The sequence below is a fragment of the Devosia oryziradicis genome, assembly GCF_016698645.1.
GTDB classification, from domain to species: domain Bacteria; phylum Pseudomonadota; class Alphaproteobacteria; order Rhizobiales; family Devosiaceae; genus Devosia; species Devosia oryziradicis.
The window spans coordinates 424,194-440,460 of record NZ_CP068047.1; the positions used below are offsets into that span (position 1 = coordinate 424,194).

Here is a 16,267-nt window from a genome sequence, read left to right on the forward strand (position 1 = left end):
CGATGACCCTCTCCGCCTATTTCCGCCTGATCCGGGCCGGCTATGTGCTGGCCCGCGAGGGGGCGTTGTCGATCCCGGGGGAACTGCCGCCGGCGCTAGCACCGCTGCGCCTGGGCATCTGGCTGGGGCGGCTGGTGGAGCGGCCGAGCGTGCGTCGGACGGGCCATGTCGAACGCCTCAACAAGGCGCTCAACCGGCTCGGGCCCACCTATGTCAAGTTCGGCCAGACGCTGGCGACGCGCCCCGACGTGGTAGGGGCACAGATCGCCAATGACTTGGCGGGCCTTCAGGACAAGATGGAGCCGTTCGACCCGGCTTTGGTGCCCGGCATTCTCGCCGCGGCGCTGGGCGGCAAGGCGAGCGAGCTGACCGAGCTTTCGCCGCCGGTGGCGGCAGCATCGATCGCCCAGGTGCACAAGGCGCGCCTGAGGCCGGCAACCGGCCTGCCGCGCACGGTCGCGGTCAAAGTGCTGCGGCCCGGCGTCGAGACGCGCTTCCGCTCCGATATCGAGAGCTTCTATGCTGCGGCGCGGCTGGCCGAGGGGCTGGTGCGCTCGACGCGCCGGCTGCGTCCGACCGAGGTCGTCGAGACCCTCGATCGCTCGGCAAGGCTGGAGCTGGACCTGCGGCTCGAGGCGGCGTCGATTTCCGAGATGGCCGAGAACATCAAGGATGATACCGGCTTCATCATCCCCACGGTCAGCTGGGACCATGTGGCGCAGAATGTGCTGACCACCAGTTGGGTCGATGGCATTCCCATCCGCGACCATGCGGCGCTGGATGCGGCCGGGGTCGATCGCCGGGCGCTGGCAGCCAAGCTGCTGCAGAGTTTCCTCCGGCACGCCATCCGCGACGGCTTCTTCCATGCCGACATGCATCCGGGCAACCTGTTCGCCGATCCGAAAACCGGGGACGTCGTGGCGGTGGATTTCGGCATCATGGGCCGCATCAACCGCAAGGAGCGGCGCTTCCTGGCCGACATCCTCTACGGCTTCATCACCCGCAACTACCGGCTGGTGGCCGAGCGCCATTTCGATATCGGCTATGTGCCCAAGGACCAGTCGGTGGACGATTTCGCCCTGGCAATCCGCTCCATCGGCGAGCCGCTGCATGGCCGGACGGCGGCCGATATTTCCATGGCCAAGGTGCTCGGGCAGCTGTTCGCCATTACCGACCTCTTCTCCATGCAGACGCGACCCGAACTGGTGCTGCTGCAGAAGTCCATGGTGTTGGTCGAGGGCGTTGCCCGCGCGCTCGATCCGGACCTCGACATCTGGACCGTGGCGGAACCCGTGGTGGCCGACTGGCTGCGCAAGGAGGCCGGGCCGATGGGCCGAATCGATGACCTCAAGGACCATTTCAAGGTTGCGGCGGAAGCCGCCGGACGCCTGCCGGTGATCGTCGCACAGGCCGAGCTGGCGCTGTCCGACTACCATGCCGGCAAGATGCGGCCGCGCCGGGATCGGCTGATGCGCTGGGCACTTCTTGGGCTGATCGGCGTTACCGGCCTGACCATGCTGACCTTGCTCTATCGCCTGCTGACGATGCCCTCCTGGTAAGGAGCCGCTTGCCGTTTCAATGGCTTAGCCATAGATTGCGGCGCAACGGCCTCGCCTGCGGCATGGCCTTGAGCTTGGCGACAAGCGACGGAGGCGTCCGTTCCATGGTCGGTAGCATAGCCATAAAGCTGGTCTGGCTCGCCCATGGCGAGGGCCTGGCCCTGCCCCGGCAGCAGACTCCGGGCTCGGCCGGACTTGACCTGATGGCGGCCCTGGGCCCCGATGAGGTGATCGAGATCACCCCAGGCGGCGTTGCCATGATCCCCACCGGTTTTGCCATCGCATTGCCACTGGGCTACGAGGCGCAGATCCGCCCGCGATCGGGGCTGGCGGCCAGGCACGGCGTTACCGTGCTCAATTCGCCCGGCACCGTGGATCCGGACTATCGGGGCGAGGTCAAGGTCATGCTGATCAACCATGGGTCTGCGCCCTTTGCGGTGCGCCGTGGCGAGCGCATTGCGCAAATGGTGGTGGCGCCGGTCAGCCAGGTGGTGTTCGAGGAAGTGGAGGGGCTTGATGAAACCGAACGCGGCATGGGCGGGCATGGCTCGACTGGGCGCTAGCGCGCTGGCGATCCTGGCGCTGGCAAGCCCGGCGCTGGCGGGCGACCGCGCGCTGATCGACATCATCGGCTATTCGGAAAGCGGGCAGTATTTCGCCTTCGAGGAGTTCGGCGTCCAGGACGGGTCGGGCTTTGCCTATTCGAGCATCTACATCATCGACCTGCACACCGACTCCTGGGTCGTGGGCTCGCCGTTCCGCGAACAGGCCGATGACGAGGGCGTGTCGCTGAGCCAGATCCGGGCGGAAGTGCAGCTACAGGCAGCGCCAGACCTGGCGGGTTTCGGCATCGACGTGCCGGCCGAATATGCGGCGCTGATCGGGGATGGCGCGCCCGGCACGGACGGGCAGGCGCTGCGCTTCGGCTCGCCCGGCTACGAACCCGGCAACGTGTCAGGCGATTACGAATTGCGGCTCACCACCTTTGCCACGACGGCAGCAGCGCCCTGCGCCGAATGGTTCTCGGTCGACCCCAAGGGCTACCAGTTGGTCGTGGCGGACGGGGACAGCGAGCGTCTCATCCATCGCGATGGCGCCCTGCCCCGCTCGCGCGGCTGTCCCGTCACTTACCGGCTCTACGGCGTGACGCTGCCTTTCAATGCGGGCTCGGCGAGCGATGCGGTCGCGTTGATCTCGGTCTATCCCGGCGGTTTTGAAGGACCCAATCGCCGCTTCATCGCGGTGCCGCTTGGCCTCTGACCCGCTCTCGCCCGAGGAGACCCGCCGCTATGCCCGCCACCTGGTGCTCAAGGGCATGGGTGGCGCCGGCCAGCAGGCGCTCAAGCGGGCGCGGATGCTGGTGGTCGGCGCAGGCGGGTTGGGCAGCCCGGTCGTGGCCTATCTCGCCGGCGCGGGCGTGGGCAGGCTGGGCATTGTCGACCATGACACGGTGTCGCTTTCCAACCTGCAGCGGCAGGTGATCCATACCGAGATCGGCGCCAGCAAGGCCGCCAGCGCTGGGCGCTTCGCCCACGCGCTCAACCCGCATGTCGAGACCGTCGTTCATGCCCTCCGGCTCGAGGCCGGCAATGTCGCCGAACTGGTGGGCCGGTACGACCTGGTGCTCGATGGCACAGACAACCTCGCCACGCGCCGCATCGTGGCCGCCAGTTGCCAGACCCTGGGCCTACCCCTGGTGTCGGGCGCGGTCTCGATGTTCGACGGCCAGGTGACCGTATTTGCTCCCGGCGGCCCGCACTTTGCCGATCTCTATCCCGACGAAGCCGATGATGCCGACCTGCCCAGTTGCGAGGCCACCGGCATTTTGGGGCCATTGACGGGCGTCATCGGTACGCTGATGGCGATGGAAGCGATCAAGCTCATCACAGGGATCGGCGAGCCGTTGATCGGCCGGGTGCTGACTTATGACGGCAAGGGCGGAAGGTTCAGCGAGTTTTCGTACGAAGGGACTGGGCTTCCCTCCCAAATTCTCCCACCCACCAGCCGTCACCCTCGGGCTTGACCCGAGGGCTCTTCACTTTCAGAAGCATCGGCAAAGTGCAGTGTCCTCGGGTCAAGCCCGAGGATGACGATCGAGTTTGGCGAGCCGCCCCGATCCCACCGGAGAGAGGGGTGGCAATCAAGCGTCCGGATGCTTGAACACCAAGGCCGCGTTGGTGCCCCCGAAGCCGAAGGAGTTGGAGAGCACGACGCCCAGGTCGACATCGTCGCGGCGCTGGCGGAGGATGGGCATGTCCTCGAAGGCGGGATCGAGCACCTCGATATTGGCGCTTTCGGCGATGAAGCGGTGCTTCATCATGAGGATCGAATAGATCGATTCATGGACGCCCGTGGCGCCCTGGCTGTGCCCGGTCAGCGACTTGGTGGCCGAAATGGGCGGGCACTTGTCCTCGTTGCCGAACAGCGCGCGGATCGCCTCGATTTCCTTGGCGTCGCCCACCGGTGTCGAGGTGGCATGCGGGTTGATGTAATCGACCTTCTGCCGCACGTTCTTGAGCGCCATGCGCATGCAGCGCTCGGCGCCTTCCCCTGATGGCGCGACCATGTCGAGCCCGTCGGAGGTGGCGCCATAGCCGATCAGTTCGGCCCAGATCCTGGCGCCGCGCGCCTTGGCATGTTCGTATTCCTCGAGCACAAGCACGCCCGCGCCACCGGAAATGACGAAACCGTCGCGCGCCGCATCGTAGCAGCGGCTGGCCTTTTCGGGCGTGCCGTTGAAGTCCGAGCTCATGGCGCCCATGGCGTCGAACAGGTCCGAAAGGGTCCAGTCGAGGTCCTCGTGACCGCCGGCAAAGACGATATCCTGCTTGCCCAGCATGATCTGTTCCATGGCATTGCCGATGCAATGCTTGGAGGTCGCGCAGGCGGCGGTGATGGTATAGTTGATGCCCTTGATGCCGAAGGGCGTGGCAAGCGTCGCCGAGGCGGTCGAGCCCATGGCCTTGGGCACGGCCAGCGGCCCGATGCGCTTGGGGCTGGTATTCTTGCGGGTGATGTCGGCGGCTTCGACGATGGTGCGGGTCGAGGCGCCGCCCGAACCCATGACGATGCCGGTCATGGGGTTGGAAATGTCGCTTTCCTCCAGGCCCGCATCGGCAATGGCCTGCTGCATGGCGAGGTAGTTCCAGGCCGCGCCCTTGCCCATGAAGCGGGTGACGCGCCGGTCGAGAATCTCGAATGGATCGAGCTGCGGGTCGCCCTTGACCTGCGAGCGGAAGCCGAGTTCGGCATAATCGGGGGCGGCGATGATGCCCGGCTTGGCTGCGCGCAGGCTCGCCGTGACCTCGTCCAGCGAATTGCCGATCGAGGAAATGATACCCATGCCGGTGACGACAACTCGTCTCATCCTTGCCTCGCTCTAGTCTTGCTCGGGCGCCATTGGGTCGGCGCCTCTTATATGGTCACGGTCGGTCGGGCCGTTAAGGCCGCTCAGGCAACCTGCTCGGCCTTCATCTGGGCTTCGGTAAACAGGCCAACGCGCAGATTGGCCGCTTCGTAGATCACCTTTCCGTCAGCCTTGACCCAGCCATCGGCGATACCCAGCGTCAGCCGGCCCTTCATCACGCGCTTGAGGTCGATGCCATATTCGACCAGCTTGACGTCGTCGGTCACCTGGCCGGTGAACTTGATTTCGCCGCCCAAGGCCCGGCCGCGGCCGGGCTGGCCGATCCAGCTGAGGAAGAAGCCCGTCATCTGCCACACCGCGTCCAGACCCAGGCAGCCGGGCATTACGGGGTCGCCGATGAAATGGCACTTGAAGAACCAGAGGTCCGGGTTGACGTCTAGCTCGGCCCGGACCTCGCCCTTGCCATGGGCGCCGCCGGTTTCCGAAATGGAAGTGATGCGGTCGAACATCAGCATGGGCGGGGCCGGCAAACGGGCATCGCCCTGGCCAGGCAGTTCGCCCCGGCCGTGGGCCAGCAGTTCTTCATACCCAAATGCGCTCTGCCGTTCGGCCATGCCTGATACCTCTGAGAACCTTCATTCGTCTCGTATAGGCGCATACCAGAGGGGTCAAGTCAGCCCCTCGTTGACCATTGCGGCCACAAACAGGGCCGCGGCGGCACTGCCGCTTGTGCGATTTTTCGACCATGGCTATAAGGAACCCCGCATTATCAGGCCTTTCCTCGACAAGGACCCAATGACCGATCGCAGCCAGACCGCCCGTTCCTTGCCGTCGCGCAAGCCCTGCCTCACCGCGGTGCTGCGCATGGCCGGTCTCCGCCCGACCCGGCAGCGCGTGGCCCTGGCCGAACTGTTGTTCGGCGGGCCGCATCGGCATGTGAGCGCCGAGCAGTTGCATGGCGAGGCCAGCCAGGCCCGGGTCAATGTATCGCTGGCCACCATCTACAACACGCTGCACCAGTTCCATGAAGCGGGTCTGTTGCGCGAAGTGGCGGTCGATGCGTCGCGGTCCTATTTCGATACCGACACGTCCGATCACCATCACTTCTACGTGGAAGACGAGCAGCGGATGATCGACATCCCCGCCTCCTCTGTCGAGTTCCTGAGCCTGCCCGAAGCCCCCAAGGGCATGAAGGTGAGCCACGTCGACGTCGTCATCCGCGTTCGCAAGGCGCAGGGCTAGCGCCGGCAAAAGCCGTCACAGCTGTAACTCTCACCCCGGCGCCTGGCGTTGCTAGACCTCTGTTACCGGCCAATTGGCCCCAAGCAGAGGAGACGATCATGTTCCACAGCTGGATTGCGCGCTACAAGCGCCGGCGCCTCGAGCGCCAGGCCATCCGCGTGCTGCATTCTTTCGATGACCGCAGGTTGACCGATATCGGCACCTTCCGCGACAGTATCGAACTGTTCGTAGCGGAGCGGGCCAGGGATGGACAGCCATGACCAAGCGCGCAGAAATCCTGGGTGAATTCACCGCCAACGCTGCCGGCCCGGTGCATGGCGTCAGCTTCGACGGACGGCATGTCTGGGCCGCGACGGGCGAGGCGATGCGGGCCTTCGACCCCCAGACCGGCAAGGAGGTGACATCGCTGGGCGTGCCGGCCCATGCGGGCACGGCCTTTGATGGCACCCACCTGTTCCAGATCGCCGACGCGATCATCCAGAAGGTCGATCCGCAGACCGGCACGGTGGTCGCCACCATACCGGCGCCGGGTGGCGGCAAGGATTCGGGGCTCGCCTGGGCGGATGGGTCGCTCTGGGTCGGCCAGTATCGCGACCGGCAGATCGTCGAGATCGATCCCGATACCGGCGCGGTGCGACGCGTCATCCAGACCAACCGCTTCGTCACCGGGGTTACCTGGGTCGAGGGTGAGCTATGGCACGGCTATTCCGCCGATGGCGATGGCGGCCTTGCCCGCATCGACCCGGCCAATGGCAACGTGCTGGATACGCTCGATATGCCCGGCATGGCCGTGTCGGGCGTCGAATGGGATGGTGGCGAGCGGCTGTTCTGCGGCGGGGGCAATAGCGGCGCCGTCCGCATCGTCCGCCGCGGCTAGACCCGCCCGGCATTGGGCAAAAGCAGCGTCGTGGGGAAACCGGGAAGGGTGAGCAAGGCCCAGCGCTGTGCGCGCCCGCGCCCCACGGCCTGCGCCTTGCCGGCCTCCTGCAAGGCCCGCAGCGCCCGCTGGATCGAGCGCGGGCTGCTGTCGAGCACCATGGCCAGGGCCGAACTCGACCACAATTCACCATCGGCCAGCAGGGCCATGACGGCAGCATGCTGGTCGTCCAGGGGGAGCGCCAGCACGGCCACATCGCCGGCCCTGGGGACGAGGCGGAAGCCAGATGGCGTCGCCGATACATCGGCAATGGACCCGATGAGCTGGCGCAGCCGCGTCATCTCGACCCGCAGCCGGGCGCGATGGGATTCGTCGGCCTGCCGGGCATGGAAGGCGCGGGCGAGCAGGTGTTCGCGCGAGGCGTCGCCGGGCCAGGCCTCGGCAAGGACGCGCAGCAGGGCAAACAGGACCGGTCGCCGCGACAGGGACACCGCCAATCCTGCCTGCCGCAGCGCATTGCTCGTGGCATCGCAGACCACGGTCTCGGACCCGAACAGGGCCTCTACCGCGTCAAGCGAAACCGCGGTTTCGACACCTTGCCGGCGCAGGCGCGCGGCGGGACCATCGAGCGACCGGCGCGCGGCCTCGGTCTCGGCCAGCAGACCCGGCTGGCCCGATTGCCGCGCCGCCTCTTCCGCCTGCTGCAGGGCGCGGCGCGCCGATGCGACCCTTACCCGCCGGATGTCGATGCCGGCGCTTACCAGCCAGTAGCCGGCGAGCAAGGGGGGCGGCAGCGCCCGCGGAGACAGCGCGGCCAGATATTGGCTGGCGCCATCGAGGTGGCCAAGCAGCAGGTCTCGCCGCGCCGCGATGATGCCGGCATGGGCGGCATTGGCGGCGTCGCCCCGCTGGGACAGCACCTGCCTGGCCGCTTCGAGCCGCCCCTCCGGCCAGGTGAGGTCGCGCGACACCAGCGCAATTTCCGCCTCGGCCAGCACGCAGCGGGCGCGTGCGACGGTTTCGTGCCTGCCAAAGCCACGCGCCGCCTGCGCCAGCAGTTGTCGGGCACGTGGGAGGTCGCCCAGTTGCGCCATGGCCGTGCCGCGCAAGGCCAGGGCCCCGGGATCATCCCGCAGCGCAACGCGGTTGAGGGCGCCCAGCACATCGCCGGTGGCCAGCGCCTGCGCCGCGGCATTGAGGATGGAATCCATGACGTCCCGGGGCCTTGCCCGCTATCAGAGGATACCGACGGCCAGCTCGGCCCAGATCAACGCCAGCGCGATCAGGATCGTCAGACCAAGCACGATGCGGGTCGCCGAACCACGTACAAAACGCATCGTCGCTTCGAGCGCCAGGCCGGCGCCACCCAGCAGCAGCGCGGCGGCGATGAAGTCCTCCCCGCCCCAATTGACCTCGCTGGTGAACTGCATGGCCAGGAGCGGCGCGGCCAGCAATGCGGCCACCAGGCTCCAGCCGACCATGCGGGGATTAAGGCGACGCGCTGTGGTATTGGCCATGATTGTCTCCTGCTCGACCGCCATCCTAGCACGGCTGACGCTTTAGCGTGAACGGCCTGCGCTAGAGCTTGCCGAAGGCCACGCCCTTCCAGCCCCAGCCGTGCTGCTGGGCGATCTCGATCAGCGGGTCTTTGATCTCTTGGGTCTTGAAGCGATATTCATAGACCTTGCCCCAGCCGCTCAGATCCTCCTTGAAGGCATAGGCAGTGCCGAAGCTCATTTCGACCTTCTGGCCGCGGAAGGCTTCGGCGCTGAGCGAGAGGCTGGGCACGCCGGCGCGCCATTCTACGGTCCATTCCTGATCCAGGGAGCGGACCTCGCCCCTGGCCTCATCGAACTTCATGAGTATTTTGAAGACCTTGGTCAGGCTGGCCTTGACGAAAATCTCGTACCAACGCGCATCGACGATCCTCCACTCGGCCACCAGGTCCACGCCTTCGGGCGAACCGTCGCGGATGATGAACGGTGCGGTGTCGCGATTGCTGGCCAGCATGGCTTCCCGCAAAGCCGATACGGGCTGCCTGGCAACCCCTGACGGCGCTGATTTGCTGCCGGTGATCCAATCGAGAAGTCCCATGTCCAGCCCCTCCCATGAGCGAAATCGCCAACCGTGCCGGTGACAGCGACGGCCTCATCGCCCATATTGCGGGCCGAACGGAAACTGCCGCAAGGGTGGCCAATGAGCCAAAAGGTCAATCTCAACGCCTATTTCGAGCGAATCGGCTTTGCCGGATCGATCGCCCCGACCTTGGCGACACTCGAACTCATCCATGCGCTGCATCCGGCGGCGATCCCCTTCGAAAACCTCAATCCGCTGCTGGGCCTGCCGGTCAATCTCGATCTGCCCAGCATCGAGCGTAAGTTGCTCTCCGAGCGGCGGGGCGGCTACTGCTTCGAACATAACCTGCTGCTGATGACCGTCCTGCGCGAACTCGACTTCACGGTGCGCGGCCTGGCGGCGCGGGTGGTGTGGACCGATCCGGCGGCAGTCGACCGGCCGCCGACCCACATGCTGCTGGCGGTCGATATCGGCGGGGCGAGCTACATCGCCGATGTCGGCTTTGGCGGCCTGACGCTGACAGCACCGCTCAAGCTCAAATCGGACGTGGAACAACCCACGCCGCATGAAACCTTTCGCCTTTCGGGCGGGGACCCGGATTGGACGCTCGAGGCCCGCATCGAGGGCGAATGGCGGGCGCTCTACGTGTTCGACACCATCGAGCACAGCGCCGACTTCTACGAGGACCCCAACCAGTGGCTCTCGACCGACCCCGCCTCGCCCTTCCGCAAGGAGCTGCGCGTCGCCCTGTCGCCATCCGGCAAGCGGCTGGCGCTGCGCAACCACCGGCTCTCCATCCATACGGGCGGCGAGCCGTCCGACGTGCGGCTGCTCACCAGCGTGGCGGAATTGCGCGAGGCGCTGTCGGGATCGTTCGGCATCCAGCTGCCGCCGGCCGAATTGCTGGACCCGGCGCTCGAGGCGATCCTCGCCAATGCCGGCGTGACCGAGGTCTAGACCGATGCCGCCCGTGCATGTCGATCCGGCCAAGGTCCGAGAGTTTACCAGCAAGGACGCCTTCTACGATTGGCTCAAGGCCAACCACGACAAGGAAGATGAAGTCTGGATCCGCATCTTCAAGAAGGGCAGCGGCATCCAGAGCATCGACGCCGTCGAGGCGATCGACGTGGTGCTGTGCTGGGGCTGGATCGACGCCATCCGCAAGGGCTGGGACGAGGTGAGCTTCGTCCAGCGCTATACCCATCGCGGGAGGAAAAGTGCCTGGAGCGACGTCAACAAGGCCAATGTCGCCCGCCTGGTCGACGAGGGCAAGATGACCGAGCATGGCCTGAGGCATGTCGAGCTCGCCAAGGCGGATGGCCGCTGGGACGCCTCCTATCGCACGACGATGGACCCGCCCCCGGACCTGCTGGCCGCCATCGAGGCCAGTCCCAAGGCCCATGAATTCTACCTTACGCTGACTTCGCAGAACCGCTTCGCGCTGATCTTTCGCGTCATCAATCTCAAGACGCCCGCCGCGCGCGCCCGCAAGATTGCCGGTTTTGTCGAGATGCTGGAAAAGGGCGAGACCATCTATCCGCAAAAGGCCAAGGCGGAATGACACGGCATGTCGCCCTGCTGCGCGGGGTCAATCTGGGCAAGCGGCAGGTCAAGAGCGCTGACCTCAAGGCGGCCTTCGAAGCCATGGGCTTTGCCAATGTCAAAACGCTGCTCGCCAGCGGCAACGTGCTCTTCGATGCCCCACCGGCCGATGTGGAGCGCAAGGCCATCGAAGACGCGCTCGAGGCCCGCTTCGGCTTCGATATCGGCACGGTGCTGCGGACGCAGGCGGAAATCCGCGCCCTGGCGGCAGCCGACCCCTTCGGCGGGCGCCGGGAGGATGACAATACCAAGCTCTATGTCACCTTTGTCGAGGACCGCAACGCGCGCACCCTGCCGATGCCCTGCGCGGTCGATGGCGATTTCGAGGTCGTCCACCTCACCGATGGCGAGGTGTTCATCGTCGCCCATCGCCTGCCCCATGGCCGCTACGGCGAGGGCATGGAGCAGATCTGGAAGCATTTCGGCAAGAAGCGTCTGTGGACCTCGCGCAACTTCAACACCGTGGTAAAAGCCGCCGAATAGAGCGGACTGGAGCACTGTCATGATCACCGTCTTCGGTTCGACCAATCTCGACCAGATCGGCACGGTCAGCCGCTTGCCCAAGCCGGGCGAGACCGTCGCCGGCGGCACCTTTTCGATGGCAGCGGGTGGCAAGGGGGCCAATCAGGCGCTGGCCGCGCGGCGGGCGGGTGCCAGCGTGCGTCATGTCTCGGGCGTCGGCAGCGACGCCTTCGCCGATCTGGCGCTGGCGCTGCTCAAGGCCGACGGTGTCGATCTCTCCGCCATGAAGGTGGTGGACGGCGCCACCGGCATTGCCATGATCTTCGTCGATAGCCATGGCGAGAATGTCATCGCCATTCTGCCGGGCGCCAATGGCGCCATGACATCAGATGATGCCGACAAGGCGCTGGCAGGGGTCAGCGGCGGGGTCATGCTGGTGCAGCAGGAAATTCCCCAGGCGGCGACCGAGCGGGCGCTCGACCTGGCGCGCGCGCAGGGCATCACGGCCATTCTCAACACCGCGCCATTCCTCGATAGCACGGCGGCCCTGGCGCCCAAAGCGGCTATCCTGATCGCCAACGAAACCGAATTTGCCCTCCTCACGGGACGCGGCATCGCCGAACTCGATTCCGCCATGGCCGACTGGGCCAGCAAGCACAAGCAGACCGTCATCGTGACGCTGGGCGGCGACGGCGCCCGCGCCGTGACGGCCCAGGGCCAACGCATCAGCGTTGCCGCGTTGCCGATCAAGCCGGTCGATACGGTCGGCGCCGGCGACACCTTCTGCGGCTATCTGGCGGCCGGCCTCGATGCCGGGCTTGACCTCGAAGCCGCCATGCGCCGCGCCGCCGTCGCCGCCAGCCTCGCCTGCCTCAAGCCCGGGGCCCAACCGGCCATCCCCCGCGCGGAAGAGGTCGAGCAGGCGATGCGGTAGGACCGTCACCTCTCCCGAAACCCCTCGGCAACCGCGTTGATAAACGCCGTGACCCGGCGCGGCACTAGATGCCGCGACGGATGGAGGGTGTGGATGGGCAGCGTGGGCAGTGACCAGTCGCCCAAAATCTGCACCAGCGCGCCGTCGGCCAGGTCGTCGGCGACCAGGTCGAGCGGCAGGTAGACGATGCCGGCCCCGTCGATGGCCATGGCGCGCTGCGCCTCGCCATTGTCGATCTCGATGCCCCCGCCCACTTCCACCGTCAGCGGTTCGCCTTGCGCATCATGGAAGGTCCAGCGACTACGCGGGATGAGGTTGAGATTGAGGATGCAGCGCGCCCGCTCCAGATCGGCGGGATGGCGCGGCGTTCCATGTCGGGCGAGGAAATCGGGGGAGGCGCAGCAGGCGAAGCGGTAGGTGCCGACGCGCCGCGCCAGCATCGAGGATGCCGGCAACACTCCGATGCGCACCGCCAGATCGAAGCCTTCCGCGATCAGATCAACGCGCCGGTCGGTGAGGCTCATCTCAAAGATTATGCCCGGATGGGCAGCGGTAAACCGCGCGATCACCGCCGGCAGGCGCCGGATGCCGACCGTAGTGGGCGCCGTCAACCGGATGCGACCGCTCAGCGGCCCCGAGGTCGAGACGTCGGCGAGCGCCTCGGTTGCCGCGATCACCGCCTCGGCGCGGCCGAGAAATTCCTGGCCCGCCTCGGTCAGCCGCTGGCTACGCGTGGTCCGTTCGATCAGTGCAGCGCCATAGCGCTGCTCCAGTCCCTGGATGCGCCGACCAACCATGGCGGGCGACAGGTTCAGCTGGCGGGCCGCCTTGGCGAAGCTGCCAATGCGGGCCGCTGCAATGAAAGTGCGCAATTCGTCGAGTTCGGCCATTCGATACTTCTATGCAATTATGTTGCTAGAACACAAGCAATTCTCTTTTCAATGAGGCGAGTGCATCTAGAGGGCATCGCAATCGAACTGGACGGAGACTTCCAATGACCACCATCGCCATCATCGGCCTGGGCAATATGGGCAAGGGCCTGGCCAAGCGTCTGGCCGGCAAGGCCGATCTGGTGCTGAGCTCGCGCGACCAGGCCGCGGTCACGGTTTTCGCGGCCACCCTCCCCGCGGGCGTCACGGTGCTCGATCAGGCTGACGCCATCGCGAAGGCCGACATCGTCGTGCTGGCCCTGCCCTATGCCACGGCGCTCGACGTCGCCGCCAATCAGGCGCTGTCGGGCAAGGTTGTGCTTGATATGACCAACCCGATCACGCCGGATTTCTCCGGTCTCCTCTTCGGCTTCGACACTTCGGCCGCGGAAAACCTGCAGGAGGCCGCGCCGCAGGCCCGCGTGGTCAAGGGCTTCAACACCATCTTCGCCAGCCTGTTCGATCGCCCGGCGGCGGAAACAGCGGGCATTCCGGTCTTCCTTGCCGGCAACGATCAGGCTGCCATCGCTGCCGTCGAAGACCTGGTCAAGCTCTCGGGCTTTGCCGTCGAAAAGACCGGAGGCATCGAAGCCGCCCGCCTGCTCGAACCCCTGGGCATGCTCAACATCCGCCTCGGCTACGGCCTGGGCCACGGCACCGACATCGCCCCGGCCTGGGCCAAGCTGGACGCGTAACCATCCAGTGGCGTCAGGGCAAACCCTCCCCCGCGGGAGGGTGTCTGCTTGCAGCCGGCTACAACTTCACCTTGAGCCTGGCTATGAGCCCCCGATTGGGTTCGCCGTCGGCGTAGAGACCGAGTGCCCCCTGCTCGGCGCGGATGGCCTGGCGCGTATCGTCACCCACGATACCGCCGGCGTCCGAGATCGGGTGGCCGCGGGCGACCAGCGCGCGCTGCAGCGCGGCGATCTCGGCCGGATCCAGTAGCTTGGCCTGCGTTGCCAGGACGTCCCTGAAATCGTCGACCGCCATGCCGTGCCGCACGTCGGCGCAGTAGAGGGCGCGGATCACCCGTGTGTCGGAGGGTGAATAGGCCTGCGTATCGGTCCAGGGCGCATAGAAGATACTGTCGGCCTCGTCGCCCAGGTCGTTCGCCATGCCCAGCGCCTGCGTGACCTCCTCGCGGATCAGGTGATCGGTTTCGGCCCGGGTCAGGCCGGTGGTGGAAATCAGCACATCGGAATCGGTGATCCCCGCGCCGTCCCAGTGCATCCAGAAGAACCCGTAATTGTCGGGCTGATAGTTCGGGTTGAGCTGGGAAAACTCGTCCACCGGGGCGAACTGCACCAGCATGTCCGCACCACCCTCGACCAGCCGAATGCGCGTGGGGGCGATCAATGTGCCCAGCTCGGCAACCACTGCGGCCAGCGTGGCGCGGTCCTCGGGCCGTGCGTCGCCGGCCACGCCGACAGTAACATCGCGGTGCCAGCGGGCCACCGCGGCCCGCGCATCGCCGTATTCGGCACCAATGGAGATGGCGATCGCCCGGTCGATATCGGCCGGCGACAGGGCCACGTCGCAGGCCGCCTCAGCTGGCAGTGCCAGGAGGAAGCTAAGCGCCAGGACGACGTCGATGCGCACAATGGCTGGCATGAGAGATCTCCCGCTGGCTGCGACCTGCCAAAACAAAGGCCCGCTCGCGCGGGCCTTCTTCATTCCAGTGCCGTCGCCCCTACTTGGGCGCCAGGACCATGACCATCTGCCGGCCTTCCGAGCGCGGCTGGCTCTCGACCTTGGCCACGGGCTCCATCTGTTCGCGCACCTTGACTAGCAGCTGCATGCCCAGTTCCTGGTGCGCCATTTCGCGACCACGGAAGCGCATGGTGACCTTGACCCGGTCGCCATCGTCGAGGAAGCGCTGCACCGCCTTCATCTTGGTGTCATAGTCATGCGTATCGATGTTGGGACGCAGCTGGACTTCCTTGACCTCGATCACCTTCTGCTTCTTGCGCGCCTCGGCAGCTTTTTTCTGCGCGGCGTATTTGAAGCGGCCGAGGTCCAGCATCTTGGCGACCGGCGGCACGGCGTTGGGAGAGATCAGAACAAGGTCGAGCCCCTGTTCCTGGGCTTCTGCGAGAGCTTCGCGCGTGCGGACCACGCCACGATTCTCGCCTTCAGCGTCGATGAGTTGCACATCGGGGCTGGTGATATCTTCGTTAGAGGGCGGCCCATCTTTCTGGGGCGCGACGGGTCTCATGGGACGACGAATGGCAAACGATCCTTGCGTTGTTAAGCCGGGTGGTGAAATCGCGCATAAAATCGTGTTACCGGGACCATAAGTCAACAGGCAAAGCGCCAGAAAATCCGGCCTGTTGCGCCTTGGAAACGCCGTGATTGCCGGGCCCTGCGGGTGTAGCTAACGCTTGGTATTCACGAAAGGGAAAGTGCCATGACACAATCGCCGTTGCAGAGCTTTCGGATCACCGTGGGCAGCGGAGCGGCGGCACGCGACATCGCGGTGGCGCAGAGGGCCGGCAAGTCGCCGGGCATCTTCTGGCTGGGCGGCTTCCGCTCGGACATGTCCGGCAGCAAGGCAATGGCGCTCGATATGCTCGGAGCCGAGCAGGGGCTGGCGGTCACGCGCTTCGACTATTCCGGCCATGGCATTTCCGGGGGCGATTTCGAGCAGGGGACGATAAGCCGCTGGCTCGAGGAGGCCGAGGCGGTCCTTGCTACCACCGGCGGACCCCAGATCATCGTGGGCTCATCCATGGGCGGCTGGCTGGCCTTGCTGCTCGCCCGCGCGCTGCTGCGCCGGGGCAACCCTGCCCATGGCCTGGTGCTGATCGCCCCTGCCCCCGATATGACGCATGAGCTGATGCTGCCCGACTTCACGCCGCAAGAGCATGAATCGCTGCAGAACAACGGCTATGTAGACCAGCCCAGCCAATATTCGGACACGCCCTATCGCATCACGCGGGTGTTGATCGAAGATGGGGCACAACACCGGCTGTTTGGCAGCGTCATCGAGACCGGCTGCCCGGTCACCATCCTCCAGGGTGGGCAGGACCCCGACGTGCCGCCGTCCCATGCCATCAAGCTGGTGACGCATATCCTCCATGACCCGGTGACACTGACGCTGATCCCGGACGGCGACCATCGCTTGAGCCGGGAAGAGGATCTGCAGCGGCTGCGGGAGACGTTGATGCGGCTGGTGGAGGGCTAAACGCTCCTCTTACCTTGCCCCCGAGGGGCGAGGTA

Annotated in this window: 20 protein-coding genes and 1 pseudogene; 13 read left to right on the plus strand and 8 right to left on the minus strand. The window is 66.0% G+C overall.

Annotated elements, in window-relative coordinates; all coding sequences use genetic code 11:
* Window positions 1-2 precede the first annotated feature (2 nt).
* The 4 genes from ubiB to JI749_RS02060 all read left to right on the plus strand — a co-directional run bounded on the left by ubiB (window position 3) and on the right by JI749_RS02060 (window position 3,582).
* Entirely contained in the window at window positions 3-1,559 is a 1,557-nt protein-coding gene (gene ubiB / locus JI749_RS02045; protein ID WP_201658146.1) for a 2-polyprenylphenol 6-hydroxylase, read from the plus strand.
* Window positions 1,560-1,663: 104 nt separating this feature from the next.
* Entirely contained in the window at window positions 1,664-2,122 is a 459-nt protein-coding gene (gene dut / locus JI749_RS02050; protein ID WP_201658149.1) for a dUTP diphosphatase, read from the plus strand.
* On the plus strand, window positions 2,076-2,819 hold the full coding sequence (locus JI749_RS02055; RefSeq protein WP_201658152.1) for a DUF2259 domain-containing protein: 744 nt from the start codon (window positions 2,076-2,078) through the stop codon (window positions 2,817-2,819). The genes dut and JI749_RS02055 overlap by 47 nt, the downstream gene beginning before the upstream one ends.
* Window positions 2,809-3,582, plus strand: a complete 774-nt coding sequence (locus tag JI749_RS02060) for a HesA/MoeB/ThiF family protein (RefSeq protein ID WP_201658155.1) — start codon at window positions 2,809-2,811, stop codon at window positions 3,580-3,582. The genes JI749_RS02055 and JI749_RS02060 overlap by 11 nt, the downstream gene beginning before the upstream one ends.
* A 117-nt stretch (window positions 3,583-3,699) precedes the next feature.
* Here JI749_RS02060 and fabB read toward each other — a convergent pair whose 3' ends face one another.
* Both fabB and fabA read right to left on the minus strand, forming a co-directional pair.
* Window positions 3,700-4,926, minus strand: coding sequence for a beta-ketoacyl-ACP synthase I (gene fabB, locus JI749_RS02065; protein WP_201658158.1), 1,227 nt, complete (start codon window positions 4,924-4,926; stop codon window positions 3,700-3,702).
* A gap of 83 nt (window positions 4,927-5,009) precedes the next feature.
* Window positions 5,010-5,540: a 3-hydroxyacyl-[acyl-carrier-protein] dehydratase FabA gene (fabA, locus tag JI749_RS02070; RefSeq protein WP_201658175.1), complete on the minus strand. Its 531-nt coding sequence runs from the start codon at window positions 5,538-5,540 to the stop codon at window positions 5,010-5,012.
* A 181-nt stretch (window positions 5,541-5,721) separates the two neighbouring features.
* Here fabA and irrA point away from each other — a divergent pair, with 181 nt between their 5' ends.
* The 3 genes from irrA (at window position 5,722) to JI749_RS02085 (ending at window position 7,045) form a co-directional block, all read left to right on the plus strand.
* Window positions 5,722-6,168 (plus strand): iron response transcriptional regulator IrrA, encoded by a 447-nt coding sequence (gene irrA / locus JI749_RS02075; protein ID WP_201658178.1) that lies wholly within the window; start codon window positions 5,722-5,724, stop codon window positions 6,166-6,168.
* Window positions 6,169-6,266: 98 nt separating this feature from the next.
* On the plus strand, window positions 6,267-6,428 hold the full coding sequence (locus JI749_RS02080) for a hypothetical protein (protein ID WP_201658181.1): 162 nt from the start codon (window positions 6,267-6,269) through the stop codon (window positions 6,426-6,428).
* The gene (locus JI749_RS02085; RefSeq protein WP_201658184.1) at window positions 6,425-7,045 is read left to right on the plus strand and encodes an NHL repeat-containing protein; all 621 of its coding nucleotides are present in this window, start codon (window positions 6,425-6,427) and stop codon (window positions 7,043-7,045) included. The genes JI749_RS02080 and JI749_RS02085 overlap by 4 nt, the downstream gene beginning before the upstream one ends.
* Here JI749_RS02085 and JI749_RS02090 read toward each other — a convergent pair.
* The 3 genes from JI749_RS02090 to JI749_RS02100 form a co-directional block, all read right to left on the minus strand.
* The gene (locus JI749_RS02090; protein ID WP_201658187.1) at window positions 7,042-8,256 is read right to left on the minus strand and encodes a helix-turn-helix domain-containing protein; all 1,215 of its coding nucleotides are present in this window, start codon (window positions 8,254-8,256) and stop codon (window positions 7,042-7,044) included. The two genes, JI749_RS02085 and JI749_RS02090, sit on opposite strands and share 4 nt — an antisense overlap.
* A 24-nt stretch (window positions 8,257-8,280) precedes the next feature.
* A complete protein-coding gene (locus JI749_RS02095) occupies window positions 8,281-8,562 on the minus strand; it encodes a hypothetical protein (protein ID WP_201658190.1) in 282 nt (93 codons plus the stop codon).
* A gap of 61 nt (window positions 8,563-8,623) precedes the next feature.
* Window positions 8,624-9,139: a hypothetical protein gene (locus JI749_RS02100; protein WP_201658193.1), complete on the minus strand. Its 516-nt coding sequence runs from the start codon at window positions 9,137-9,139 to the stop codon at window positions 8,624-8,626.
* Window positions 9,140-9,241: 102 nt separating this feature from the next.
* Here JI749_RS02100 and JI749_RS02105 point away from each other — a divergent pair, with 102 nt between their 5' ends.
* From JI749_RS02105 to JI749_RS02120, 4 genes are read left to right on the plus strand one after another with little or no spacing between them, the layout of a single operon-like run.
* Window positions 9,242-10,078, plus strand: a complete 837-nt coding sequence (locus tag JI749_RS02105; protein WP_201658196.1) for an arylamine N-acetyltransferase family protein — start codon at window positions 9,242-9,244, stop codon at window positions 10,076-10,078.
* A gap of 4 nt (window positions 10,079-10,082) precedes the next feature.
* On the plus strand, window positions 10,083-10,682 hold the full coding sequence (locus tag JI749_RS02110; RefSeq protein ID WP_201658211.1) for a YdeI/OmpD-associated family protein: 600 nt from the start codon (window positions 10,083-10,085) through the stop codon (window positions 10,680-10,682).
* On the plus strand, window positions 10,679-11,206 hold the full coding sequence (locus JI749_RS02115; protein WP_201658215.1) for a DUF1697 domain-containing protein: 528 nt from the start codon (window positions 10,679-10,681) through the stop codon (window positions 11,204-11,206). Before JI749_RS02110 ends, JI749_RS02115 begins: the two co-directional genes overlap by 4 nt.
* Window positions 11,207-11,225: 19 nt before the next feature.
* Window positions 11,226-12,119 (plus strand): ribokinase, encoded by an 894-nt coding sequence (locus JI749_RS02120; RefSeq protein ID WP_201658232.1) that lies wholly within the window; start codon window positions 11,226-11,228, stop codon window positions 12,117-12,119.
* 5 nt (window positions 12,120-12,124) lie between these two features.
* Here the strand turns inward: JI749_RS02120 and JI749_RS02125 are convergent, their stop codons facing one another.
* Window positions 12,125-13,009, minus strand: coding sequence for a LysR family transcriptional regulator (locus JI749_RS02125; protein ID WP_201658235.1), 885 nt, complete (start codon window positions 13,007-13,009; stop codon window positions 12,125-12,127).
* A gap of 83 nt (window positions 13,010-13,092) precedes the next feature.
* Here JI749_RS02125 and JI749_RS02130 point away from each other — a divergent pair.
* A pseudogene (locus JI749_RS02130) lies at window positions 13,093-13,743 on the plus strand (NADPH-dependent F420 reductase); the annotation flags it as partial.
* Between the two features lie 58 nt (window positions 13,744-13,801).
* Here the strand turns inward: JI749_RS02130 and JI749_RS02135 are convergent.
* Together JI749_RS02135 and infC are read right to left on the minus strand one after the other, a co-directional pair.
* Entirely contained in the window at window positions 13,802-14,659 is an 858-nt protein-coding gene (locus tag JI749_RS02135; protein WP_201658240.1) for a DUF2927 domain-containing protein, read from the minus strand.
* A 79-nt stretch (window positions 14,660-14,738) separates the two neighbouring features.
* The gene (gene infC, locus JI749_RS02140; protein WP_201662457.1) at window positions 14,739-15,275 is read right to left on the minus strand and encodes a translation initiation factor IF-3; all 537 of its coding nucleotides are present in this window, start codon (window positions 15,273-15,275) and stop codon (window positions 14,739-14,741) included.
* 180 nt (window positions 15,276-15,455) lie between these two features.
* Here infC and JI749_RS02145 point away from each other — a divergent pair, with 180 nt between their 5' ends.
* Window positions 15,456-16,232 carry an alpha/beta hydrolase gene (locus tag JI749_RS02145; RefSeq protein ID WP_201658242.1) on the plus strand — a complete coding sequence of 259 codons (777 nt, stop codon included), beginning with the start codon at window positions 15,456-15,458 and terminating at the stop codon, window positions 16,230-16,232.
* Window positions 16,233-16,267 lie beyond the last annotated feature (35 nt).